Raw genomic sequence first — 21,989 nt, forward strand, 5'->3', positions numbered from 1 at the left:
GCTGTCCGTGCTGTCCGTGCTGTCCGTGCTGGCGGTCTCGTCCGTGTGGTCTGCGCTGCTGAGCACGTGCCCCTCCCCGGGTCGGCGCGGCCGGTGGGGGGCCTATTCCCCCAACGACCCTCCGGGATACCGGAGTTCACGGGTCGCATCGAGCCCGGACGGTGCTTCCGCGCGTGCCGGCCGGCCGCGCCGGGCCGTGGGGCGAGGGGAAAGGGCGAGAGGGGGTGCGGAGGGGCGCGGAGGGGGCGGGAGGGGTGGGGGTCAGCGGGCCGCCGCCCGGATCGCGTCGTCGACCGTCGGGAACGCGAAGGCGAAGCCGGACTCCAGCAGGCGCCCCGGCAGGACCCGCTGGCTCCCCAGCACGTCCTGCGCGAAGTCCCCGAGGGCGATCCGCAGGGCCGGCGCCGGGACGGTCAGGAGCGTCGGCCGGCGCAGGACCCGGCCCATCGCCGCCGTCACCTCGCGGTTGGTGACCGGCTCGGGGGCCGTCAGGTTCACCGGACCCGACAGGGACGGGGTGTCCACGACGTGGCGCAGGGCGGCCACCTCGTCGTGGAGGGAGATGAACGACCAGTACTGGTTCCCGTCGCCCATCCGGCCGCCGAGCCCGGCGCGGAAGAGCGGGAAGAGCCGCCCCCACGCCCCGCCCTCGCGCGCCACCACCAGACCGGTGCGGGCGTACGCGACCCGGATGCCGGCCTCCTCCGCCGGGGCCGCCGCGGCCTCCCACTCCACGCACACCGACGGCAGGAAACCCGTCCCGGCGGGCGCGCTCTCGTCCACCGCCCGGGAACCGGTGTCCCCGTACCAGCCGAGCGCCGTGCCGCACACCAGGACCTCCGGCGGCTCCGCGAGCGAGGCGAGCGCCCGCGCGACCGCCGTCGTGCCGAGCACCCGGCTGTCCCGGATCTCCTTCTTGTACGCCTCGTTCCAGCGGCGCTCGCCGACCCCGGCGCCCGCCAGGTGCACGACCGCGTCCACGCCGACGAGTCCGGCGGCGTCCACGTACAGCCGCCGGGGGTCCCACGCGACCTCGTCGGCGGTGCGGGCCGGCCGGCGGACGAGGCGGAGGACGTCGTGGCCGTCGGCGCGCAGGGAGCGGACCAGGGCCGAGCCGATGAGACCGGAGGCGCCGGTGACGGCGACGCGCTTGCGGGGGGCTGAAGGCTGCATGGGACCCATCCTGCCCCCGCCGCGCGGGACGCCGCGCCGGACGTGGCACAGTGTCGGCCATGACCGTCCCGGAGACTCGGATACGCACCGCCGAACACGACGACGACGCCGCGCTCGGAGCGCTGGACCGGGACACCTGGTCCACCCTGCACGCGGTGGTGCCCGCGCCCGTCCCGCCGTACGAGCCCTTCTTCGACGCGCGTCACCTGCCCGGGGACTACCTCGTGGCGCTCCGCGCGGACGTGCTCGTGGGCTACGTCCGGGTCGTCCAGCCGATCCCGCTGCCCTCCCACGCGCACGTGCGCCAGATCCAGGGACTCGTGGTCGCCGAGTCCGCCCGGGGGAAGGGCGTCGCGCGGGCCCTGCTGCGGGCGGCCGTGGACCGGGCGCGGGAGGAGGGCGCCACCCGGCTCACCCTGCGGGTCCTCGGCCACAACGCGCCGGCCCGCGCGCTCTACGCCTCCGAGGGCTTCGCGGTGGAGGGCGTCCTGCCGGGGGAGTTCCTGCTCGACGGGGAGTACGTGGACGACGTGTGCATGGGGCGGTCGCTGACGGCCTGACGGCCTGACGGCCTGACGGCGTGTGCGCGGGGTGGTCGCTGACGGTCTGAGGCGTCACGTGCGGGGCCCGCCCCTTCCGGGCCCCGGCGCCCGGGGCCCCGGCCGTCGGTCCGCGCCGGACCCGCCCCCTCCGCCCTCTCCGGCCCCGGCCCGTCGGTCCGCGCCGGACCCGCCCCTTCCGCTCCCCGGCGCCTGCGGCCCCCCGCCCGTCAGTCCGCGCAGGCAGCGCACCGCGAGTGCCGCCGGGGCGCCCTCGCCGCGCAGCGGCGCGTCCGGGCGCGCCTCCGCCCAGCTCTCCAGGGCGATCCGGATCGCGCCCGTGGCCGCCGCCGCCGCGAGCCGCACCTCCAGCCGGTCGGCGTCCGGCCCGGCGAGCCCGGCGAGGACCTCGCGCAGCCGCTCCTCGGACTCCTGGTTGACCCGGTACCAGACGGCTCGCAGGGCGGGGTCCCCGGCCGCCGCGCGGAGCAGCCCCCGGGTCCGCCGCAGGCCCTCCTCCGCCTCCGCGTCCTCCGGGGTGAGCGCGGCGGTGACGGAACGCTCCAGGGCGGCCGCCGGCGGCGTGCCCGGCGCGGTCGCGGCCAGCTCGGCCCGCCAGCGGTCGGCGCCGCCCGCGAGGAGCGGGGCGACGGCCTCCTGCTTGGAGCGGAAGTAGCGGTAGAAGGTGCGCAGCGCGACCCCGGCCCGCAGGGCGATGTCCTCGGCCGTGGTGTCGTCCGGGCCGCGCTCGGTGAACAGCTCGGCCGCCGCGCGGGCGATGTCCAGCTGCGTGGCGGCCTTGCGGCGCTCCGTCAGGGAAGGGGCCCGGGACGGGGCCGGGGAGGGCTTCCGCGGGGATGTCTTGTCGCTCACGCCACTCAGCGTACGCCTCCGGCTGCCAGGAGTGCGCAACGTGCAGACGTGGCAAAACGTGCCACTTGGGCGTACGGTGGCAGTGCGTCCGGAACAACCGACACCGAGAGGCGTTCCCATGAACCAGCTCACCCGTTACGAGGGGCGCCGCGCCCTCATCACCGGCGGCGGCTCCGGCATCGGCCAGGCCACCGTCCTGCGCCTGCTCGCCGAGGGCGGCCGGGTCGTCGCCGCCGACATCAGCGAGGAAGGGCTGAAGGACACCGCCGACAAGGCGGGCGACGCCGCCGTCCGCCTCACCACCGTCCTCCTGGACGTCGCCGACGAGGACTCCGTACGGGCCGGCGTCGCCGCCGCCGTCACGGCGCTCGGCGGCCTGGACGTCCTGGTCAACGCCGCCGGCGTCCTGCGCTCCTCGCACACCTCGGAGACCACCCTCGACGCCTTCGAGCAGGTGATCCGGACCAACCTGACCGGCACCTTCCTGGTGATACGCGAGGCGATCCCGGCCCTCCTGGAGGGCGACGGGCCGGCCGTGGTGAACTTCTCCTCCACCTCCGCCGTGTTCGCCCACCCGTACATGGCGGCCTACGCGGCCAGCAAGGGCGGCATCCAGTCCATGACGCACGCGCTCGCCGCCGAGTACGCCGGGCGGGGCGTCCGCTTCACCGCCGTCCAGCCCGGCTCCATCTCCTCCGGCATGACCGACGGCTCCGGCGCCAGCCGCCGCAGCGCGGGCCCCGGCCTCCCCGCCGACGCCGACATGGCGCTCTTCGCGAAGCTCGCCCCCGCCCTCGGCCAGGGCTTCGCGGGCCCCGAGACCGTCGCCGGCGTCGTCGCGATGCTGGCGAGCGAGGACGGGAAGTTCATCACCGGCACCGAGGTCCGCGTCGACGGCGGCACCCACTTCTGAGCCCGCCGCCCGGCCCCCGGAAACCCGCAGCCCGGCCCCGCGAGGGCCGCCGCCGGGCTCCGGGGAGGGGGCGGAACCCCCGGCAGCCACGGCGGGAAGGCCCCGCCCGGCCCCGGAGCGCCCGGTGCGTCACCCCGCCCCGAAGCGCTCCCACAGCCGGGGGAGGCGGGCCGCCAGGGCCTCGTCGTCCTCCAGGTCCAGGGGGGCTCCGAGCGGTTCCCCGTCCGGCATCGGAATGCCCAGGTCCGGGGTCTCCGCGCCGGTCAGCCGCTCGTACGCCTCGTCCGCCGCGAAACCGATCTCCTCGCCGTCCCCGTCGATCTCCACGTCGAAGTCGCCGAGCAGCTCCGCGAGCGCGTCCGGATCGTGCACGGCCCCCTCGTACACCTCCCGGCCCCGGCCGATCAGCCAGCACCGGAAGGAGTCGAAGGTCTCCTCGCTCGCCCCGTCGAACAGCACGGCCGCCGCGCCCCACAGGTCCCAGAGGTACGCGCGGTGGTAACGGGCCTCGAAATGGCGCGCGTAGTCGAGCACCGAGTCGGGGTCCAGCCGGGTCAGCCGTTCCACCAGCAGGTCCGCCTGCTCCTCCGCGTCGCCCTCGGCGTCCTCCCGGGCGGCGTCGACGATCTTCCAGAACTCGGTCTCGTCCATCACGGGACCAGCATCCTGCCCCGGCGGACGCGCCGCACCCGGAAAGGCCGGAAAGCCCGGAAAGATCGGAAAGCTCGGAAAGACCGGAACGAAACCGGACGGAGGATGTCCTGTTTTCCTGCCAGCCTGGGTTCCATGACGACCGAGACAACCGAGAACACATCCCTGCGCGGACGGATCTGCCTGGTCGCCGGGGCCACCCGGGGCGCCGGCCGGGCCATCGCGGTCCAGCTCGGCACCGCCGGCGCCACCGTCTACGTCACCGGGCGGACCACCCGCGAGAAGCTCAGCGAGGTCGGCCGGGCCACCGAGACCATCGAGGAGACCGCCGAACTGGTGACGGCCGCCGGCGGCGAGGGCGTCGCCGTCCCCACCGACCACCTGGAACCGGATCAGGTCCGCGCCCTGATCGACCGGATCGACCGCGAACGGGGCCGCCTCGACGTCCTCGTCAACGACATCTGGGGCGGCGAACACCTGGTCGTCGCCGGCTTCGGCAAGAAGATCTGGGAGATGGACCTCGCCGACGGCCTGCGCATGCTGGAACTGGGCGTGAAGAGCCACCTGATCACCAGCGCGGCGGCCACCCCGCTGCTCACCCGGCATCCCGGCGGCCTCCTCGTGGAGGTCACCGACGGCACGCAGGAGTACAACCGCACCCGTTACCGCGAGAACATCTACTACGACCTCGCCAAGAACGCCCCGATCCGGATGGCGTTCGGCCTCGCGCGCGAGCTGGAGCCGTCCGGCTGCGCGGCGGTCGCGCTCACCCCCGGCTGGCTCCGCTCGGAACAGATGCTGGACCACTTCGGCGTGACCGAGGACAACTGGCGCGACGCCGCCGAGAAGCTGCCCGACTTCGCGGTCGCCGAGTCCCCGGTCTACGTCGGCCGCGCGGTCGCCGCCCTCGCCGCCGACCCCGACCGGGCCCGCTGGAACGGCCGCTCGCTCTCCAGCGGCCAGCTCGCGAAGGAGTACGGCTTCACCGACGCGGACGGCTCCCGGCCGGACGCGTGGGGGTTCGTCGTCGCCAAGGAGACGGACGGGAACGCGTCCGCGGACGACTACCGGTAGCACCCCTCCCCGGACGACCACCGGCAGTCCCGTCCGCGGACGGCTTGCCGGTGGCCCTGTCCGCACGGCCGTCCGGGGCTCCGCGCCTCATCCGTACAGCCGCCCCAGACCCCGCGCCGCCTCCGCGAACCTCTCCCGGAGCGCGGCCGGGGCCACCACCTCCGCCTCCGGGCCCAGGCCGAGGAGCTGCCCGAGGGCGACGTCCTCGCTCTCGACGCGGAGGGTCACCCGGAGCCGGCCGTCGGCCTCCGCCGTGCCCGCCGCGAGCGCCTCCCCGGCCGCCGCCCGGTCCGTCACGTACGGCAGCCGCCGCGCCCCCGCCTCCGTGAGGAGCAGGACGGCCTCGGCCCGCAGCAGGGAGCGCGCGAACTCCCGGGCCCGCCCGGACCAGAACGCGGGCAGGTCGAACTCCGGGTCCCGTTCGAAGCGCTCCCCGCCCACCGCCACCGCCGTGAAGCGGTCCACCCGGTACGTGCGGAACGAGCCGTCCGTCCACGCGCACGCGTACCAGACGCCCGCCTTCAGGACGAGCCCGTACGGCCGCAGCTCCCGCTCCACCTCCGTGCCGTCCCCGCGCCGGTAGCCGACCCGGGCGCACCGGTCGTCCCAGACGGCCTCCGCGAGCGCGGGCAGCAGCTCCGGCGTCACCGGCTCCTGGTACCAGCCGGGCGCGTCGAGGTGGAAGCGCTGCGCCGCCGTACGGGGAGCGTCCCGCAGCGACGGGAGCAGCGCCGCCGACACCTTCAGGCGGGCCGCCGAGGCCGCGTCCTCCAGGCCCATGTCCCGCAGCGCGCCCGGCAGCCCGGACAGGAACAGCGCCTCCGCCTCGCCCCGGGCGAGCCCGGTCAGCCGCGTGCGGTAGCCGTCCACCAGCCGGTACCCGCCGGACCTGCCCCGGTCCGCGTACACCGGCACCCCCGCCTCCGAGAGGGCCAGCGCGTCCCGGGCGACCGTCCGCTCCGACACCTCCAGCTCGGCGGCGAGTTCGGCCGCCGTCATCGACGGGCGGGACTGGAGCAGCAGGACCAACTTGATGAGGCGGGCGGCACGCATGACTCCATCATGCGTGCCGCCCGCCTCCCGGGAACGGGGCCCCTACAGGCCGTAGCGCTCGCGCGCCTCCTTCACGGCCGTCGCCCGCACCTCGCCGCGCCGCGCGAGCTGCGCGAGCGCCGCGACGACGATCGACTGCGCGTCGACGCCGAAGTGGCGGCGGGCCGCGTCACGGGTGTCCGAGAGGCCGAAGCCGTCGGCGCCCAGCGAGGACCAGTCCTGCTCGACCCACTGCGCGATCTGGTCCGGGACCTGGCGCATGTAGTCGGAGACCGCGAGCACCGGGCCCTCGGCGCCCGCCAGGGCCTCGCGGACGTACGGCACCCGCTCCTCGCCGCGCAGCAGCGCCGCGTCCGCCTCCAGGGCGTCGCGCCGCAGCTCCGTCCAGGAGGTCGCGGACCACACGTCGGCGGCCACGCCCCACTCGGCGGCGAGCAGCTTCTGCGCCTCCAGGGCCCAGTGGATGGCCGTGCCGGAGGAGAGGAGCTGGATGCGCGCGGGGTTCGCGGGCAGGTCGACCCCGGCGGACTCGGCCGTGTTGAAGCGGTAGAGGCCCTTGACGATGCCCTCGTCGATCCCGGCCGGCTTGGCGGGCTGCGGCATCGGCTCGTTGTAGACCGTGAGGTAGTAGAAGACGTCCCGGTCCTCGCCCTCGGCGGCCTCGCCGTACATCCGGCGCAGACCCTCCTTGACGATGGCCGCGACCTCGTAGGCGAACGCCGGGTCGTACGTGAGCGCCGCCGGGTTGGTGGCCGCGATCACCGGCGAGTGGCCGTCGGCGTGCTGGAGGCCCTCGCCGGTCAGGGTGGTGCGGCCGGCGGTCGCGCCGACCAGGAAGCCCCGGCCGAGCTGGTCGCCGAGCTGCCACATCTGGTCGGCGGTCCGCTGCCAGCCGAACATCGAGTAGAAGATGTAGAACGGGATCATCGCCTCGCCGTGCGTGGAGTACGCGGTGGAAGCGGCGATGAAGTCGGCCATCGAACCGGCCTCGGTGATCCCCTCGTTGAGGATCTGGCCGTTCGTGGCCTCCTTGTAGTACATCAGCTGGTCGCGGTCGACCGGCTCGTACGTCTGGCCCTTCGGCGAGTAGATGCCGAGGGACGGGAAGAGGCTCTCCATGCCGAAGGTGCGGGCCTCGTCCGGGACGATCGGGACCCAGCGCTTCCCGGTCTCCTTGTCGCGGATCAGGTCCTTCACCAGACGGACGAAGGCCATGGTCGTGGCCATCGACTGCGTGCCGGAACCCTTGTCGAAGGCGGTGAACGCCTTCTCGGCCGGGGCCGGCAGCGGGGCCAGCGGGTGGACGCGGCGGGCCGGGGCCGGACCGCCGAGCGCCGCGCGGCGCTCCTGGAGGTAGCGGACCTCGGGGGAGTCGGCGCCGGGGTGGCCGTAGGGCACCTGGCCGTCGGTGAACTGCGCGTCGGAGATGGGGAGTTCGAGGAGGTCGCGCATGTTCTTGAACTCGTCGGTGGAGAGCTTCTTCATCTGGTGGTTCGCGTTCTTCGACGCGAAGCCCTCACCGAGGGTGAAGCCCTTGACGGTCTGCGCGAGGATGACCGTCGGCGCGCCCTTGAACTCCAGGGCGGCCTTGTACGCGGCGTACACCTTGCGCGGCTCGTGACCGCCGCGCGAGAGGTGGAAGCACTCCAGGATCTTGTCGTCGCTCAGCAGCTTCGCCATCTCGACGAGCGCCGGGTCCTTGCCGAAGAAGTCCTGGCGGATGTAGGCGGCGTCGCGGGTCTGGTACGTCTGGACCTGCGCGTCCGGCACCTCGCGGAGGCGGCGGACCAGGGCGCCGGTGGTGTCGAGCGCGAACAGCTCGTCCCAGGCGTTGCCCCACAGCGACTTCACGACGTTCCAGCCGGCGCCGCGGAACTGGGCCTCCAGCTCCTGCACGATCTTGAAGTTGGCGCGGACCGGGCCGTCGAGGCGCTGCAGGTTGCAGTTGATGACGAAGGTCAGGTTGTCCAGACCCTCGCGGGCCGCGAGGGCGAGGGCGGCGGTCGACTCGGGCTCGTCCATCTCGCCGTCGCCGAGGAACGCCCACACGTGCGAGGCGGAGACGTCCTTGATGGCGCGGTTGGTCAGGTAGCGGTTGAAGCGCGCCTGGTAGATCGCGGAGAGCGGGCCCAGGCCCATGGAGACGGTCGGGAACTCCCACAGCCAGGGGAGGCGGCGCGGGTGCGGGTAGGAGGGCAGGCCGTTGCCGCCGGACTCCTGCCGGAAGTTGTCGAGGTGGGCCTCGTTCAGGCGCCCGTCGAGGAAGGCGCGGGCGTAGATGCCGGGGGAGGCGTGGCCCTGGATGTAGAGCTGGTCGCCCGAGCCGGGGGCCTCGGGGGACTCCTTGCCCTTGAAGAAGTGGTTGAAGCCCGTCTCGTACAGCCAGGCGGCGGAGGCGAAGGTGGCGATGTGGCCGCCGACGCCGTACTTCGAGCCGCGGGTGACCATCGCGGCCGCGTTCCAGCGGTTCCAGGCGGTGATCCTGCGTTCCATCTCCTCGTCGCCGCCGGTCTCGGTGACCGAGGGCTCGGCGGAGGTGGGGATGGTGTTGACGTAGTCCGTCTCCAGGAGCTTGGGGAGGGCCAGGCCCGCGCCCTCGGCGTGCTGGAGGGTGCGGCGCATCAGGTAGGCGGCCCGGTGGGGGCCGGCGGCCTTGGTGACGGCGTCCAGGGAGGCCGCCCACTCGGCGGTCTCCTCGGTGTCACGGTCCGGGAGCTGGTCGAGCTCGCTCGGAGTCTTGCCTACGGGATCGGTCATGATCGCCGCCTTCCGGACAGGTGGGGTGGAGATGGGGCCCTTGTCTGGCAGGACAGGGCGGAGGGCCGGGTACGGCCCGCCGACGACTGTAAACCGACGATCGATGATCGATCAAAGGGTTGAAGCAGAAAACCTCTTCAGATCGAGAAAGTAGGCACAGGGTGCCGTGAAAAAGGGCACCCGGTGCCTTGTTTTCGCAGGTGAGGGCGTTTCCCTGAGGGGACGCGCGCACGGATGAGCGGGCATGCGGACGGGAGGGGAGGGGCGTACGGGCATGAGGGGACGCGGGTACGGGCACGAGGAAGCGGGCCCGCCGGAGGACGGACCCGCTCGTGTTCCCGTACGGTCAGGCGCGCGGCGCGCAGCCCAGGACGTGCGCCTTCACCAGGGCGCCGATGTTCGGGTCACCCCGCCGGAACGCCTCCACGAGGTCCTGGTGCTCCTCCGCGTACGACTTCTGGACCGTGCCCAGCCAGCGGATCGACAGGGCCGTGAAGACCTCGATGCCCAGCGTCTCCCAGGTGTGCAGCAGCACGGCGTTCCCGGCCGCCTTCACCAGCTCCCGGTGGAAGGCCACCGTGTGCCGCACCTGCGCGGTCCCGTCCGAGGCCGCGTCCGCTTCGTAGAGGGCCGCCACGTGCGGCTCCAGGGCCGAGCAGTCGGCCGCGAGCCGGCCGGCCGCCAGCTCGGCCGCGATCTGCTCCAGACCGGCCCGTACGGGGTAGCTCTCCTCCAGGTCGGCCGCGGTGAGGTTGCGGACCCGGACGCCCTTGTTGGGCGCCGACTCGATCAGCCGCAGCGACTCCAGCTCCCGCAGCGCCTCGCGGACCGGGGTCTGGCTGACCTCCAGCTCGGTCGCGATCCGGCGCTCCACGATCCGCTCGCCCGGCTTCCAGCGGCCGCTGACGATCCCCTCCACGATGTGCTCGCGGATCTGTTCGCGCAGCGAGTGGACGACGGGGACGGTCATGAAGGGCTCCTCGGGGAGTATCGACCCTAAGACAATACGGCGGCGCCCCCGCCCGGAAACACTTCCGGGCGGGGGCGCCGCAGGTGAGGCTCGTTACGTTGCGGTCCGGCCGGAGCCCTCCCGCACCCGCGCCTACAGCCCGAGGTCGACCTCGAACTCGCCGGCCTCCAGGATCGCCTTGACCGCCGTCAGGTAGCGGGCGGCGTCGGCGCCGTCCACCAGACGGTGGTCGTAGGAGAGCGCGACGTAGGTCATGTCGCGGATCGCGATCGTCTCGCCCAGGTCCGGGTGGTCGACGACGACCGGACGGCGCACGGTGGCGCCGATGCCCAGGATGGCGACCTGGTTCGGGGGCACGATGATCGTGTCGAACAGTGCGCCGCGCGAACCGGTGTTGGAGATGGTGAAGGTCGCGCCCGCCAGGTCGTCCGGCGTGATCCTGCCGGCGCGCACGGCACCGGCCAGCTCCGCGGTCTTCTTGGAGATGCCGGCGATGTTGAGGTCGCCCGCTCCCTTGATGACCGGGGTCATCAGACCCTTCTCGGAGTCCACCGCGATACCGATGTTCTCGGTGTCGAAGTAGGTGATCGTGCCCTCGCCCTCGTTGATCCGGGCGTTGATGACCGGGTGGGCCTTCAGCGCCTGGGCCGCCGCCTTCACGAAGAACGGCATCGGGGAGAGCTTGACGCCCTCACGGGCGGCGAAGGCGTCCTTGGCGCGGGCGCGCAGCTTCATCAGCTTCGTGATGTCCACCTCGACGACCGAGGTGAGCTGGGCCTGGCCGTGCAGCGCCTTCATCATGTTGTCGCCGATGACCTTGCGCATGCGGGTCATCTTGACGGTCTGGCCGCGCAGCGGGGACGCCTCCGGAGCGGGGGCCTTCGCGGCGGCGGCCGGGGCGGCGGGGGCCGGGGCGGCCTTCTTGGCCTCGGCGGCCGCGAGGACGTCCTGCTTGCGGATGCGGCCGCCGACGCCGGAACCCTTGACGGAGCCCAGGTCGACACCGTTCTCGGTGGCGAGCTTGCGGACCAGCGGGGTCACGTAGGCGCCGTCCTCCGCCGGGGCGGCGGGGGCCGCCGGCGCCGGGGTGGACGGGACCGGGGTGACCACGGCCGGGGCGATGGAAGGCGCGGCCTGGGCCGGAGCCTGGGCGGCCGGAGCCGCAGCGGCCGGAGCCGGAGCGGGGGCCGGAGCCGGGGCGGCGGGGGCGGGGGCCGGGGCGGCCTGGGCCTGCGGGGCCGGAGCGGCCTCGGCGGCCGGGGCCGGGGTCTCGGCGGGGGCCTGGGCGGCCGGGGCGGAGCCCGCGGCGCCGATGACGGCCAGCTTGGCGCCGACCTCGGCGGTCTCGTCCTCGTTGACGACGATCTCCAGGAGGACGCCGGAGGCCGGGGCCGGGATCTCGGTGTCGACCTTGTCCGTGGAGACCTCGAGCAGCGGCTCGTCGGCCTCGACGGTCTCGCCGACCGACTTCAGCCAGCGGGTGACGGTGCCCTCGGTGACGGACTCGCCGAGCGCGGGCAGCACGACGTCGGTGCCCTCGGCGGAGCCGCCGCCGGAGGCGGCCTCGGCGGTCGGGGCCGGGGCGGGCTGCTCGGTCTCGGTGGACGGCTGGGCCTCCGGGGCGGGGGCCTCCTGCGCGGGGGCCTCCTGCGCCGGGGCGGCCTCGGCGGCCGGGGCCTGGGCCTCGGCGGAGGCACCGGAACCGTCGTCGATGACGGCCAGCTCGGTGCCGACCTCGACCGTCTCGTCCTCGGCGACCTTGATGGAGGCCAGGATGCCCGAGGCGGGGGAGGGGATCTCGGTGTCGACCTTGTCGGTCGAGACCTCGAGCAGCGGCTCGTCGGCCTCGACGCGCTCGCCCTCGGCCTTGAGCCAGCGGGTGACGGTGCCCTCGGTGACGCTCTCGCCGAGCGCCGGCAGGGTTACGGAAACCGACATGGTTTCAGTTGCTCCTAACGAATTGCGGAAAGTGGTCGTCGCGCCCTGTGATGACGTCAGCGTCAGTCGTGGGAGTGCAGGGGCTTCCCGGCCAGGGCCAGGTGGGCCTCGCCGAGCGCCTCGTTCTGCGTCGGGTGGGCGTGGATGAGCTGCGCGACCTCGGCCGGCAGCGCCTCCCAGTTGTAGATCAGCTGCGCCTCGCCGACCTGCTCGCCCATGCGGTCGCCGACCATGTGGACGCCGACCACGGCACCGTCCTTGACCTGGACGAGCTTGATCTCGCCCGCGGTCTTCAGGATCTTGCTCTTGCCGTTGCCCGCGAGGTTGTACTTCAGGGCCACGACCTTGTCCGCGCCGTAGATCTCCTTGGCCTTGGCCTCGGTGATGCCCACGGAGGCGACCTCGGGGTGGCAGTACGTCACCCGCGGCACGCCGTCGTAGTCGACCGGGACCGGGTTGAGGCCGGCCAGGCGCTCGGCGACGAGGATGCCCTCGGCGAAGCCGACGTGCGCGAGCTGGAGGGTCGGGACGAGGTCGCCCACGGCCGAGATCGTCGGCACGTTGGTGCGCATGTACTCGTCGACCAGGACGTAGCCGCGGTCCATCGCGACGCCCTGCTCCTCGTAGCCGAGACCGGCGGAGACCGGGCCGCGGCCGATGGCGACCAGGAGGACCTCGGCCTCGAAGGTCTTGCCGTCGGCCAGGGTGACCTTGACGCCGTTGTCGGTGTACTCGGCGGACTGGAAGAAGGTGCCGAGGTTGAACTTGATGCCGCGCTTGCGGAACGCGCGCTCCAGGAGCTTCGAGCTGTTCTCGTCCTCGACCGGCACGAGGTGCTTCATGCCCTCGATGACGGTGACGTCGGTGCCGAAGGACTTCCACGCGGAGGCGAACTCGACGCCGATGACGCCGCCGCCGAGGATGATCGCGGACTCCGGGACCCGGTCCAGGGTCAGCGCGTGGTCCGAGGTGATGATCCGGTTGCCGTCGATCTCCAGGCCCGGCAGCGACTTCGGCACGGAACCCGTGGCGAGGAGGACGTGACGCCCCTCGACGCGGCGGCCGTCCACGTCGACGGAGGTCGGGGAGGAGAGGTGGCCGGTGCCCTCGATGTAGGTCACCTTGCGGGAGGCGACGAGACCCTGGAGACCCTTGTAGAGCCCGGAGATCACGTCGTCCTTGTACTTGTGCACGCCCTTGATGTCGATGCCCTCGAAGGACGCCTTGACACCGAACTGCTCCGCCTCGCGCGCCTGGTCGGCGATCTCACCGGCGTGGAGCAGGGCCTTCGTCGGGATGCAGCCGTTGTGCAGGCAGGTGCCGCCGAGCTTGTTCTTCTCGATCAGTGCGACGTCCAGGCCCAGCTGCGCTCCGCGCAGCGCCGCGGCGTAACCGCCGCTGCCGCCGCCGAGGATCACTAGGTCGAAAACGGTGCTGGCGTCGTTCGCCACGTCACGTCCTCCATGCATGTGCGCTCGTCGCCGGTCGTCCATGACCGGGCGGCGGCTGGTGTTCGGCCGCTTATTTTCGGCCCTGTGAGAGGGGCCCTGTCCTGCCGGGAACCCATCTTCGCACTTGTTGGCGGGCGACGGGACGCGGGGCCGTGCTCCGGGACGGCCGATCGACCGTACGGAGGGCCCGGAGGGCGCCCGGACACGCGGATTCCGTCGTCCTCCCGCCGCCGTCCGCCCGCGGCCCCGGCCCGGATTCCGTCACGGGCGAACGGCGACGGCCCCGGGCGCGGAGCCCGGGGCCGTCGCCGCCGTAGCGGATCGGACGAGGATCAGAGCTCGCCCTCGGCCAGACGCTCGGCCAGGCGCACCAGGGTGCGGACCGAGGAACCGGTGCCGCCCTTGGGGGTGTAGCCGTACGGGGCGCCCTCGTGGAAGGCCGGGCCCGCGATGTCCAGGTGGGCCCAGGTGATGCCCTCGCCCACGAACTCCTGGAGGAAGAGGCCGGCGACCAGGCCGCCGCCCATCCGCTCGCCCATGTTCGCGATGTCGGCGGTGGGGGAGTCCATGCCCTTGCGCAGGTCAGCCGGGAGCGGCATCGGCCAGGACGCCTCGCCGACCTCCTCCGCGACCTCGTGGATCGTGGAGCGGAACTCGTCGTCGTTGGCCATGATGCCGAAGGTGCGGTTGCCGAGCGCCAGGACCATGGCGCCGGTCAGGGTCGCCACGTCGACCATCGCGTCCGGGTTCTCCTCGGACGCCTTGGTCAGCGCGTCGCCGAGGACCAGACGGCCCTCGGCGTCGGTGTTCAGGACCTCGACGGTCTTGCCGCTGTACATGCGCAGCACGTCGCCGGGGCGGGTGGCGGAGCCGGACGGCATGTTCTCCGCGAGCGCCAGCCAGCCGGTGACGTTGACCTCCAGGCCGAGGCGGGCCGCGGCGACGACGGCGGAGAACACGGCGGCGGCGCCGCTCATGTCGCACTTCATCGTCTCGTTGTGGCCGGCCGGCTTCAGGGAGATGCCGCCCGAGTCGTAGGTGATGCCCTTGCCGACCAGGGCGAGGGTGCGCTGCGCCTTCGGGTGGGTGTACGCGACGCGGACCAGGCGCGGCGGGTTGGCGGAGCCGGCGCCGACACCGAGGATGCCGCCGTAGCCGCCCTTGGCGAGGGCCTTCTCGTCGAGGACCTGGACCTTGAGGCCGTGCTCCTTGCCGGCGGTCTGCGCGGCGGCGGCGAAGGCGGCCGGCGTCAGGTCGTTCGGCGGGGTGTTGATCAGGTCGCGGGCGCGGTTGATCTCCTCCGCGACGGCCTGGGCGCGGTCGGCGGCGGCCTTGTGGGCCTTGTCGCGCGGCTTGGCGCCGAGCAGGACCACCTCGGCGAGCGGCTTCTTGGCGTCCTTGCCGCTCTCCTGGTACGCGGTGAAGGCGTACGCGCCGAGCAGGGCGCCCTCCACGACGGCGGTGACGGCACCGGCGCCGTCGACGGGCAGCGCGAACGCGGCCTTCTTCGTGCCGAACAGGGTCCGGGCCGCGGTGCCGGCGGCGCGGCGCAGGGTCTCGGTGCCGAACGCCTCGCCGTCCGCGGGCGCGGTGCCCAGGCCGACGGCCAGGACGACGGGGGCCTTGAGACCGGCGGGGGCGGGGAGCTTCGTCGCCTCACCCTCGGCACCCGAGGCGCCCAGGGTCTCCAGGACGGCGGCGAGCCGTCCCTCGAAGGCCTTCTCGACGGCCTCGGCGCCCGGGGCGACGATCAGCTCCTTCCCGGACTTCGCGACGCCGACGACGAGGGCGTCCGCGCGCAGCGTCGCCGCGCCGGCAGTGCTGAGAGTGAGAGCAGTCACGGTGGTGAAATCTCGCTTCCATGTGAGTTCTGTGTCGGTCGGTGGGTGGGCCGACCGTGCCCGCCGCATCGTATTTCGGCCCGGAGAGCGCCGGGAACGAGCCTACGCTCGCTCGTCCGGTTCGCTCACGGCGGCGCTGGTTCACCCGTCGGTGGTGTCTCCTTCCCGGCCACCGGCCCGGGGCCCTCCCCGCACGCGCCCTCGTTCCCGCGAGGACGCCCCGGGTCTCAGCCTGGCGCGTGAGCGGTACGGGCCGGGGTCCCGCCGACCGTGTAGCAGGTGGCCGTGCCCCCGCCCCCCTCCGTCCACTCGTCCTCGGTCGACCAGGCGCGCCAGGGGGTCCCGGGCCCCGGGCGCTCCCCGGCCTCCGCGCAGGCCCGCGCGGCCCGTTCGGCGGCCTCCACCCTTCCGGGGAAGGCACCGGGCAGCGTGTGCTGTTCGACGACCCGGCCGTCGTGGGGACCGGCACAGGGCACCCGGACCACCAGCCTCCCGTGCCGCATGCCCGTATGGAAGTCCAGGCACTCCCCGGGCCGGGCCGCGGGGAGGGCGACGACCGCCGAGGCGCCGTCCAGGACCCGCCCGCCGGGGGCGGCGGCGAGGGCCGGCCCCGGCGCGCCGAACCCGCTCAGGGCCAGTTCCGCGCGGAGCCCGGTCACCCCGGCGAGCGCCCCGTCCTCCCCCTTGTCCAGCAGGGACGTCAGGGCGGCCGAGGCCCGGGTGATCCTGCCCCCGCGGTCCACCTCGACGGTCACGGGGACGGGGGCGCCTGGCGAGGAGGCGTGGAGGGGGGCGGGCACGAACTCCTTGCGCAGGTCGTACGGGAAGAGCTCCAGGGCCCTGCCCAGCGGGAAGTCCGCCCGGTACGAGCGCCCGCCGTCCGCGAGGTCCCGTCCCCCGGAGGGCCGCACGCCGCCGAGCACATCCAGGAGGGTGCCGCCCACCGGGCTCTCGGCGCCCCGGAGGTGGCTGATCGAGTCGGCCCCCGGGAACGGCTCGACGTCGCCCTCGTACCGCAGCCAGTACCCGGCCGACGCGGCGCGGTAGTGGACCGCCCGGGTGTCCACCGCGTACCGGCCGGAGGCGTCGCCGGTCCCGCGTCCCGGCAGGGTGCCGAGGATCTTCCTCCGGGCCTCCTCGGGGAAGCCCGGGGCGATGCGCCAGGCGTACGCCGCCTCGCCGCGCGAGGCGGCGAAGTCCAGCCGTCCGGTGAGGGACTGGACGGCGTCGCCCTTCTCCGAGGAGAAGGTGACCGTCTGCCGGAGGCCGGCGCCGCCGGTCTCCCGGGTGAGGCGCAGCGCGAGGCCGACCTGCCGGGTGACCGGCTCGGAGAAGAGGGAGGGGGCGGCGGCGGGGGCGTCGGCGGCGTCCGTGCGGCAGGCGCCGAGCAGCAGGACGGCGCCGGCGACCGCGCCGGCGGCACGGGCGAGCGATCGGGTCATGTCCTCATGACCGGACGGTGGCGCCGATGGTTGTCCCGCCGCCGGTCACGGAACGGTCACCCCAGGGTCAACGCCACCAGCGCCGCCGTCGCCGCCGTCTCCTCCACCGCGCCGAACACGTCTCCCGTCACCCCGCCGAACCGCCGTACGCACCGGCGCAGCAGCAGCGCCGCCGCGCCCAGGGCGGCGCCGGCCGCCAGGACGTGGCGGATCGCGTCGTACGGGGAGAAGAGCAGGCCCGTCGCCGCGCACAGGACCAGGAGGGCGGCCGTGGCGAGGGTCGCGGAGCGGACCGGGACCGTCGCGGCGACGATCGCCCCGAGGCCCTCGGGGCGGGCCGCCGGGACGCCGTGGCGGGAGGCGTGGGTGAGGGCGAGGCGGGCGACGGTGGCGGCGAGGACGGTGGCCGCGACGCCGCGGGCCCAGCCCTCCTCGTACAGCCGGACGAGGGCGGCGACCTGGGCGAACAGGACGAGGACCACGGCGATCACGCCGAACGGGCCGATGTCCGACCGCTTCATGACGCGCAGCGCGTCCTCGGCGGGCTTGGCGCTGCCGAGGCCGTCCGCGGTGTCCGCGAGGCCGTCCAGGTGGAGGCCCCGGGTGAGCGCGGCGGGGACGGCGGCGGTGACGACGGCCGCGAGCAGCGGGCCCGAGCCGAGCAGCAGAAACGTTCCGCCAAGTGCGGCGGAGGCCAGACCGACGACCAGGCCGGCGAGCGGGGCGCAGAGCATGCCGGCCCGCGCCGCGTCCCGGTCCCAGCGGGTGATGCGGGCGGGGAGCACCGTGAGGGTGCCGAAGGCGAAACGCAGGCCGTCCATCCGGGCAGGGTAGTCGCCGCTTCCGGACGGTAGATTGCGCATCAGACGCATCACGTACATTACGGACGGGGGTGGCATGGGTCACTGGTTCTCGCGGAACGTCCTCGAACCGGGCAAGCTCCCGATGCTCCTCGCCCTGGCCTCGTTCGTCCTGACGTTCCTGGCCACCCGGACCGTCACCCGCCTGATCCGGGCGGGGAAGGGCCCCTTCCGGAACGTCTCCGGCTCCGGCGGCCTCCACATCCACCACGTGGTGCCGGGGGTCGTCCTCTCCGTCGTCGGCGGCTTCGGCGCGGTGGGCAGCGGCCGGCACGGCGTCGGCGCCGCCGTCTCCGCCGTCGTCTTCGGGATCGGCGCGGGACTCGTCCTGGACGAGTTCGCGCTGATCCTCCACCTCGACGACGTGTACTGGAGCGAGGAGGGCCGCAAGAGCGTCGAGGTGGTCGTCCTCACCGCCGCCCTGGTCCTGCTCGCCCTGAGCGGCTTCTCGCCGCTCGGCGTGGACGACGTGTCCGCCGGCGAACGCCAGGACCGGACCGCCTTCGTCCTCACCACCGCGCTCAACTTCCTCCTCGCCCTGATCACCCTGGTCAAGGGGAAGTTCCGGACGGCCGTGATCGGGATCCTCGTCCCGTTCGTGGCGATCGTCGGCGCCGCCCGCCTCGCCCGCCCCGACTCCTGGTGGTCCCGGCACCTCTACCGCCGCCGCCCCCGGGCCCGGGCCAGGGCCCGCGTCCGCGCGTACCGCCACGACATGCGCTGGACCAAGGTGCGGCGGCGCTTTCAGGACCTGATCGGCGGCTTCCAGGAGCGCGTCCAGGGCCCCGGCGACCCCCCGCCCTGACGCCGCTCGCGCCGGGCCAGGAAGACGATCGGGACGAGGACGGCGACGATCGCCGCCAAGTGCTCCTTGCCCGCCAGGTTCGGCTTGACCACCACCTCCACCACCATCGCGAGGATCACCAGCCCCCCGGTGAGGTAGGCCCGGTACCGCCAGCAGACGTACACGGCGAGGCCCACCACGGCCGCCGAGGGCCCGGTGTCGACCACCCGCGCGTCGGATGCCGGGAGGCCGAACGGGCCGTCCGGACCGAGCGCGACGCCCACGCGCGCGTAGAGCGTGCCCGCGAGGGTCGAGAGGTACGCGACGGCGAGCGTCCGCCACCGGCCGAGGCAGATCTCGGCGAGCCCGAACACCAGCAGGACCTGCGCGAGGGCGCCCCAGACGGGCAGGTCGAGCGCGGGCACGAAGAGCGAGAGCGGGGTCCGCAGCAGCGCGAGCCAGAGCGGGTCCTCGGCCCGTACGAAACCGATGTCGTGGACCGGCCGGTACCCCCAGTCCTGGTTCTGCACGAGCTGGAACAGCGCCGTCAGGCAGACCGACGCCAGCGTCATCGGGACCGCCCGCCACCCCTTGGCGGCGAGCGCGGTCCGCACGGTGGTGAACAGCGGCCCCCACTCGCGGCGGGCGAACTCCCGGACACCGCCTCCCCGGGAGGGGCCGTTCAACGCCCGCCCCCCAGATGTCCGCGGTGCAGCCACTTCGGGAGTCCGGGCGCCTCCAGGAACCCTTCGGCCCGCCCGGCGGCGAGACCGATGCGCAGCAGGTCCGCGCTCTTCTCGAAGAGCATGAATCGGGGCTCCCAGATCGGTCGGTACTTGGCGTTGGCACGGTACAGCGACTCGATCTGCCACCACCGGGAGAAAAAACCGAGCAGCGAACGCCACATCCGCAGCACCGGCCCCGCCCCGAGCTTCGAGCCGCGTTCGAAGACGGAGCGGAACATCGCGAAGTTCAGCGAGACCTGAGTGATCCCGATCTCCCCGGACCGCCGCAGGAGTTCGATGACCATGAACTCCACCAGACCGTTCTCGGAGTCCCGGTCACGCCGCATCAGGTCCAGCGAGAGCCCCTCCGGCCCCCACGGCACGAACGACAGCAGGGCCCGCGGCACCCCCTGCCCGTCGGTGCACTCCAGCATCACGCAGCGCCCGTCCCGGGGGTCGCCGAGCCGGCCGAGCGCCATCGAGAAGCCCCGCTCCGTCGCCCCGTCCCGCCAGTCGTCCGCCCTGCGCACCAGCGCGGCCATCTCCTCGGCGGGAATGTCCTCGTGGCGCCGGACGCGGACCTCGTACCCGGCCCGCTTCACCCGGTTGTACGCCTGCCGGACCGTCCGCATGGCCCGGCCCTCCAGGGTGAACTCGCCGGTCTCCACGATCGCCTCGTCACCCAGCTCCAGGGCGTCCAGGCCGTGCCGGGCGTAGATCGTCCCGGCCTCCTCGCCCGCGCCCATCACCGCCGGGACCCAGCCGTGCTCACGGGCCTCGGCGAGCCACGGCCCGATGGCGCCGGGCCACGCCTCGGGATCCCCGATCGGGTCGCCGGAGGCCAGCGACACCCCGCCGACCACCCGGTAGACGACGGCCGCCTTCCGGCTCGGGGACCACACCACGCTCTTCTCGCGGCGCAGGGCGAAGTAGCCGAGCGAGTCGCGGTCCCCGTACCGGTCCAGCAGGGCCCGCAGCCGCTCCTCGTCCTCCTCGGTCAGCGGATCGACGGCCCGGCGGGAGCGGAAGGCGGCGTAGAGCACCGCGACCAGCAGCAGCGTGGACAGGACGTTGATGGTGACGTCCACCCAGCCCGGGGTGGAGATCCCGGTGGAGCGCGTGTCGTCCGAGGCGAGGGTGATCAGCCGCGTCACGCCGTACCGCCAGCGCTCCGGGAAGGTGGAGGGGGCCGGGGAGGTGTCGGTGACGGTGACCAGGACGGCGGCGAGCAGCGAGGTGACGAGCAGCCCGCCCACCGCCACGGCCGCCGCGAGGAGCGGGTTGGAGCGGTCGCCCTTCGCGTAGAACTCCCGGCGGCCGAGGAGCAGCGCGGCGACGAAGGCGGCGGTCAGCCCCAGCGAGACCCAGTTCTGGGCGTGCTCCCGGACCTCGGGGAAGAGCATCGCCAGCGCGAAGAGCAGCAGGAAGAGCCCGCCGAGCACCAGGTTCAGGATCCACGCGGCCCGCTTGCGGCGGCGCATGGTGACCGCCAGGAAGAAGGTGAACAGTCCCGACGCGAAGCCCGCCGTGAGCAGGTACGGGGTGAAGTGGTCGTCCACGTTGTGCCGGCGCAGGTCCTGCCCGAACGAGACCCAGACGGCACCCAGGAAATTGACGAACGTGACGACGCGCAGGTACCAGACGGCGAACGCGGCGCCGCGCCGGGAACGGGCGGTGGTGCCCCGGGGCGCTCCTTCGGTGGACAAGCGGACCTCTCCCATGAAACGTGATCATATGGGGCACCGCTTGCCGCGCGGCGACGCCGAAGACGGCCGCACACGCGTCGCGTGCGGCCGTCCGGAGCCGATGTGGGTCCGTCGCGTCCCCGTCAGGCCCCGGGCGTTTCCGGTACGCCGTCCCCGCCGTCCCCGCCGTCCCCGCCGTCCCCGCCGTCCGGGGAGGACGGGTCCGGACGCTCGGGCAGCTCCGCGGCGAACGCCGCCGCGGCCCGGACCAGGGGAAGCGCGAGCAGCGCCCCGGTTCCCTCACCCACATGGACGCCGTGGTCGAGCAGCGGGTTGAGCGCCATCCGGTCCAGCGCCTTCGCCTGCGCCGGCTCGCCGCTCACCTGACCCGCCAGCCACCAGTCCGGGGCCCGGAAGGCCGCCCGCTGCGCCACGAGCGCGCAGGCCGCGCCCACCACCCCGTCCAGGATCACCGGCATCCGCCGCACCGACGCCTGGAGCAGGAAACCCGTCATCGCCGCCAGGTCCGCGCCGCCCACCGCCGCGAGCAGCTCCAACTGGTCGCCGAGGACCGGCCGGGCCCGCCGCAGCGCGTCCCGGATCGCCGCGCACTTGCGCATCCACGCCAGGTCGTCGATCCCGGCGCCGCCCCGGCCGGTCACCACCGAGGCGTCCGTCCCGCACAGCGCCGCGATCAGGGTGCACGCCGGGGTCGTCCCGCCGACGCTCAGGTCCCCGAGCACCACCAGGTCGGTGCCCGAGTCCGCCTCCTCGTCCGCGATCGCGACACCGAGCCGGACCGCCGCCCCGGCCTCCTCCGCCGTCAGCGCGTCCTCCACGTCGATCCGGCCGCTGCCGCGCCTGATCCGGTGCCGCACCACCTCGGCGGGCAGCAGCCCGGGGTCGCAGTCCAGGCCGGCGTCCACGACCCGCACCGGCACGTCCAGGGAACGGGCGAGCACGGCCACCGGGCTCGCCCCGTCCAGGACCGCCCGCACCAGCTCGTGCGCGGTACCGGCCGCGCGGCCCGACACGCCGAGCGAGGCCACCCCGTGGTCGCCCGCGAACAGGACCGCCTTCGGCTGCCGGATCGTCCGCACCACGGCCGACGCCTGCGCGGCGGACAGCCACTCGCCCAGCTCGTCCAGCCGGCCGAGTGCTCCCGGCGGTACGACGAGCCGCTCCCGGCGCTCCTCGGCGTCCCGCCGTATCCCCCCGTCGGGGCGCTCGATCAGATCGGAGAAGTCGTCCAGGTTCACG

General features: G+C 74.0%; 17 protein-coding genes and 1 pseudogene. 4 read left to right on the top strand and 14 right to left on the bottom strand.

The annotated features are described in order from the left end of the window. Nucleotides 1–261: 261 nt before the first annotated feature. Entirely contained in the window at nt 262–1,182 is a 921-nt protein-coding gene (locus ACFYZY_RS21445; RefSeq protein ID WP_388696440.1) for a TIGR01777 family oxidoreductase, read from the bottom strand. A 50-nt stretch (nt 1,183–1,232) separates the two neighbouring features. Between ACFYZY_RS21445 and ACFYZY_RS21450 the strand changes: the two genes are divergently transcribed. Continuing rightward, nucleotides 1,233–1,733: a GNAT family N-acetyltransferase gene (locus tag ACFYZY_RS21450; protein WP_388696443.1), complete on the top strand. Its 501-nt coding sequence runs from the start codon at nt 1,233–1,235 to the stop codon at nt 1,731–1,733. Between the two features lie 201 nt (nt 1,734–1,934). On the opposite strand, the pseudogene ACFYZY_RS21455 reads toward ACFYZY_RS21450, so the two are convergent. Beyond that, a pseudogene (locus ACFYZY_RS21455) lies at nt 1,935–2,705 on the bottom strand (TetR/AcrR family transcriptional regulator); the annotation flags it as partial. Here ACFYZY_RS21455 and ACFYZY_RS21460 point away from each other — a divergent pair. Continuing rightward, entirely contained in the window at nt 2,704–3,498 is a 795-nt protein-coding gene (locus ACFYZY_RS21460) for an SDR family NAD(P)-dependent oxidoreductase (RefSeq protein ID WP_388696446.1), read from the top strand. The pseudogene ACFYZY_RS21455 and the gene ACFYZY_RS21460 overlap by 2 nt on opposite strands. Nucleotides 3,499–3,627: 129 nt before the next feature. On the opposite strand, the gene ACFYZY_RS21465 is transcribed toward ACFYZY_RS21460, so the two are convergent. Further along, on the bottom strand, nt 3,628–4,149 hold the full coding sequence (locus ACFYZY_RS21465) for a DUF4240 domain-containing protein (RefSeq protein WP_388696623.1): 522 nt from the start codon (nt 4,147–4,149) through the stop codon (nt 3,628–3,630). 135 nt (nt 4,150–4,284) lie between these two features. Here ACFYZY_RS21465 and ACFYZY_RS21470 point away from each other — a divergent pair, with 135 nt between their 5' ends. Next, complete coding sequence (locus tag ACFYZY_RS21470) at nt 4,285–5,223, top strand: SDR family oxidoreductase (RefSeq protein WP_388696449.1); 939 nt, start codon at nt 4,285–4,287, stop codon at nt 5,221–5,223. 87 nt (nt 5,224–5,310) lie between these two features. Here ACFYZY_RS21470 and ACFYZY_RS21475 read toward each other — a convergent pair whose 3' ends face one another. The 8 genes from ACFYZY_RS21475 to ACFYZY_RS21510 form a co-directional block, all read right to left on the bottom strand. Then, the gene (locus ACFYZY_RS21475) at nt 5,311–6,276 is read right to left on the bottom strand and encodes a helix-turn-helix transcriptional regulator (protein ID WP_388696452.1); all 966 of its coding nucleotides are present in this window, start codon (nt 6,274–6,276) and stop codon (nt 5,311–5,313) included. A gap of 42 nt (nt 6,277–6,318) precedes the next feature. Further along, the gene (gene aceE / locus ACFYZY_RS21480) at nt 6,319–9,033 is read right to left on the bottom strand and encodes a pyruvate dehydrogenase (acetyl-transferring), homodimeric type (RefSeq protein ID WP_388696453.1); all 2,715 of its coding nucleotides are present in this window, start codon (nt 9,031–9,033) and stop codon (nt 6,319–6,321) included. A 346-nt stretch (nt 9,034–9,379) separates the two neighbouring features. Then, nucleotides 9,380–10,003, bottom strand: a complete 624-nt coding sequence (locus tag ACFYZY_RS21485; RefSeq protein ID WP_388696456.1) for a GntR family transcriptional regulator — start codon at nt 10,001–10,003, stop codon at nt 9,380–9,382. 132 nt (nt 10,004–10,135) lie between these two features. After that, on the bottom strand, nt 10,136–11,941 hold the full coding sequence (gene sucB, locus ACFYZY_RS21490; protein WP_388696459.1) for a 2-oxoglutarate dehydrogenase, E2 component, dihydrolipoamide succinyltransferase: 1,806 nt from the start codon (nt 11,939–11,941) through the stop codon (nt 10,136–10,138). Between the two features lie 62 nt (nt 11,942–12,003). Then, nucleotides 12,004–13,392 (bottom strand): dihydrolipoyl dehydrogenase, encoded by a 1,389-nt coding sequence (gene lpdA, locus ACFYZY_RS21495; RefSeq protein ID WP_388696461.1) that lies wholly within the window; start codon nt 13,390–13,392, stop codon nt 12,004–12,006. 332 nt (nt 13,393–13,724) lie between these two features. Further along, complete coding sequence (locus ACFYZY_RS21500; RefSeq protein WP_388696463.1) at nt 13,725–15,233, bottom strand: leucyl aminopeptidase; 1,509 nt, start codon at nt 15,231–15,233, stop codon at nt 13,725–13,727. Between the two features lie 227 nt (nt 15,234–15,460). Then, complete coding sequence (locus tag ACFYZY_RS21505; protein ID WP_388696466.1) at nt 15,461–16,675, bottom strand: hypothetical protein; 1,215 nt, start codon at nt 16,673–16,675, stop codon at nt 15,461–15,463. Nucleotides 16,676–16,731: 56 nt separating this feature from the next. Then, nucleotides 16,732–17,496, bottom strand: coding sequence for an adenosylcobinamide-GDP ribazoletransferase (locus ACFYZY_RS21510; RefSeq protein WP_388696468.1), 765 nt, complete (start codon nt 17,494–17,496; stop codon nt 16,732–16,734). Between the two features lie 76 nt (nt 17,497–17,572). Between ACFYZY_RS21510 and ACFYZY_RS21515 the strand changes: the two genes are divergently transcribed. Beyond that, complete coding sequence (locus ACFYZY_RS21515; RefSeq protein ID WP_388696471.1) at nt 17,573–18,340, top strand: hypothetical protein; 768 nt, start codon at nt 17,573–17,575, stop codon at nt 18,338–18,340. On the opposite strand, the gene ACFYZY_RS21520 is transcribed toward ACFYZY_RS21515, so the two are convergent. From ACFYZY_RS21520 to cobT, 3 genes are all read right to left on the bottom strand, one after another. Further along, nucleotides 18,280–19,005 carry a hypothetical protein gene (locus ACFYZY_RS21520; protein WP_388696474.1) on the bottom strand — a complete coding sequence of 242 codons (726 nt, stop codon included), beginning with the start codon at nt 19,003–19,005 and terminating at the stop codon, nt 18,280–18,282. The two genes, ACFYZY_RS21515 and ACFYZY_RS21520, sit on opposite strands and share 61 nt — an antisense overlap. Next, nucleotides 19,002–20,765 (bottom strand): phosphatidylglycerol lysyltransferase domain-containing protein, encoded by a 1,764-nt coding sequence (locus ACFYZY_RS21525; protein ID WP_388696476.1) that lies wholly within the window; start codon nt 20,763–20,765, stop codon nt 19,002–19,004. The genes ACFYZY_RS21520 and ACFYZY_RS21525 overlap by 4 nt, the downstream gene beginning before the upstream one ends. A 107-nt stretch (nt 20,766–20,872) precedes the next feature. Continuing rightward, on the bottom strand, nt 20,873–21,988 hold the full coding sequence (gene cobT, locus ACFYZY_RS21530; protein WP_388696478.1) for a nicotinate-nucleotide--dimethylbenzimidazole phosphoribosyltransferase: 1,116 nt from the start codon (nt 21,986–21,988) through the stop codon (nt 20,873–20,875). Nucleotide 21,989 lies beyond the last annotated feature (1 nt).

This window comes from Streptomyces sp. NPDC001744 (assembly GCF_042892575.1).
Lineage (GTDB): Bacteria > Actinomycetota > Actinomycetes > Streptomycetales > Streptomycetaceae > Streptomyces.

Bases quoted from the DNA above. Each gene is read 5' to 3' on its own strand.
- ACFYZY_RS21515 (WP_388696471.1), top strand. From the start codon at position 17,573: ATGGGTCACTGGTTCTCGCGGAACGTCCTCGAACCGGGCAAGCTCCCG.
- ACFYZY_RS21505 (WP_388696466.1), bottom strand. From the start codon at position 16,675: ATGACCCGATCGCTCGCCCGTGCCGCCGGCGCGGTCGCCGGCGCCGTC.
- ACFYZY_RS21465 (WP_388696623.1), bottom strand. From the start codon at position 4,149: ATGGACGAGACCGAGTTCTGGAAGATCGTCGACGCCGCCCGGGAGGAC.
- ACFYZY_RS21525 (WP_388696476.1), bottom strand. From the start codon at position 20,765: ATGGGAGAGGTCCGCTTGTCCACCGAAGGAGCGCCCCGGGGCACCACC.
- ACFYZY_RS21485 (WP_388696456.1), bottom strand. From the start codon at position 10,003: ATGACCGTCCCCGTCGTCCACTCGCTGCGCGAACAGATCCGCGAGCAC.
- aceE (WP_388696453.1), bottom strand. From the start codon at position 9,033: ATGACCGATCCCGTAGGCAAGACTCCGAGCGAGCTCGACCAGCTCCCG.
- ACFYZY_RS21470 (WP_388696449.1), top strand. From the start codon at position 4,285: ATGACGACCGAGACAACCGAGAACACATCCCTGCGCGGACGGATCTGC.
- ACFYZY_RS21445 (WP_388696440.1), bottom strand. From the start codon at position 1,182: ATGGGTCCCATGCAGCCTTCAGCCCCCCGCAAGCGCGTCGCCGTCACC.
- ACFYZY_RS21450 (WP_388696443.1), top strand. From the start codon at position 1,233: ATGACCGTCCCGGAGACTCGGATACGCACCGCCGAACACGACGACGAC.
- sucB (WP_388696459.1), bottom strand. From the start codon at position 11,941: ATGTCGGTTTCCGTAACCCTGCCGGCGCTCGGCGAGAGCGTCACCGAG.
- ACFYZY_RS21460 (WP_388696446.1), top strand. From the start codon at position 2,704: ATGAACCAGCTCACCCGTTACGAGGGGCGCCGCGCCCTCATCACCGGC.
- ACFYZY_RS21510 (WP_388696468.1), bottom strand. From the start codon at position 17,496: ATGGACGGCCTGCGTTTCGCCTTCGGCACCCTCACGGTGCTCCCCGCC.
- ACFYZY_RS21475 (WP_388696452.1), bottom strand. From the start codon at position 6,276: ATGCGTGCCGCCCGCCTCATCAAGTTGGTCCTGCTGCTCCAGTCCCGC.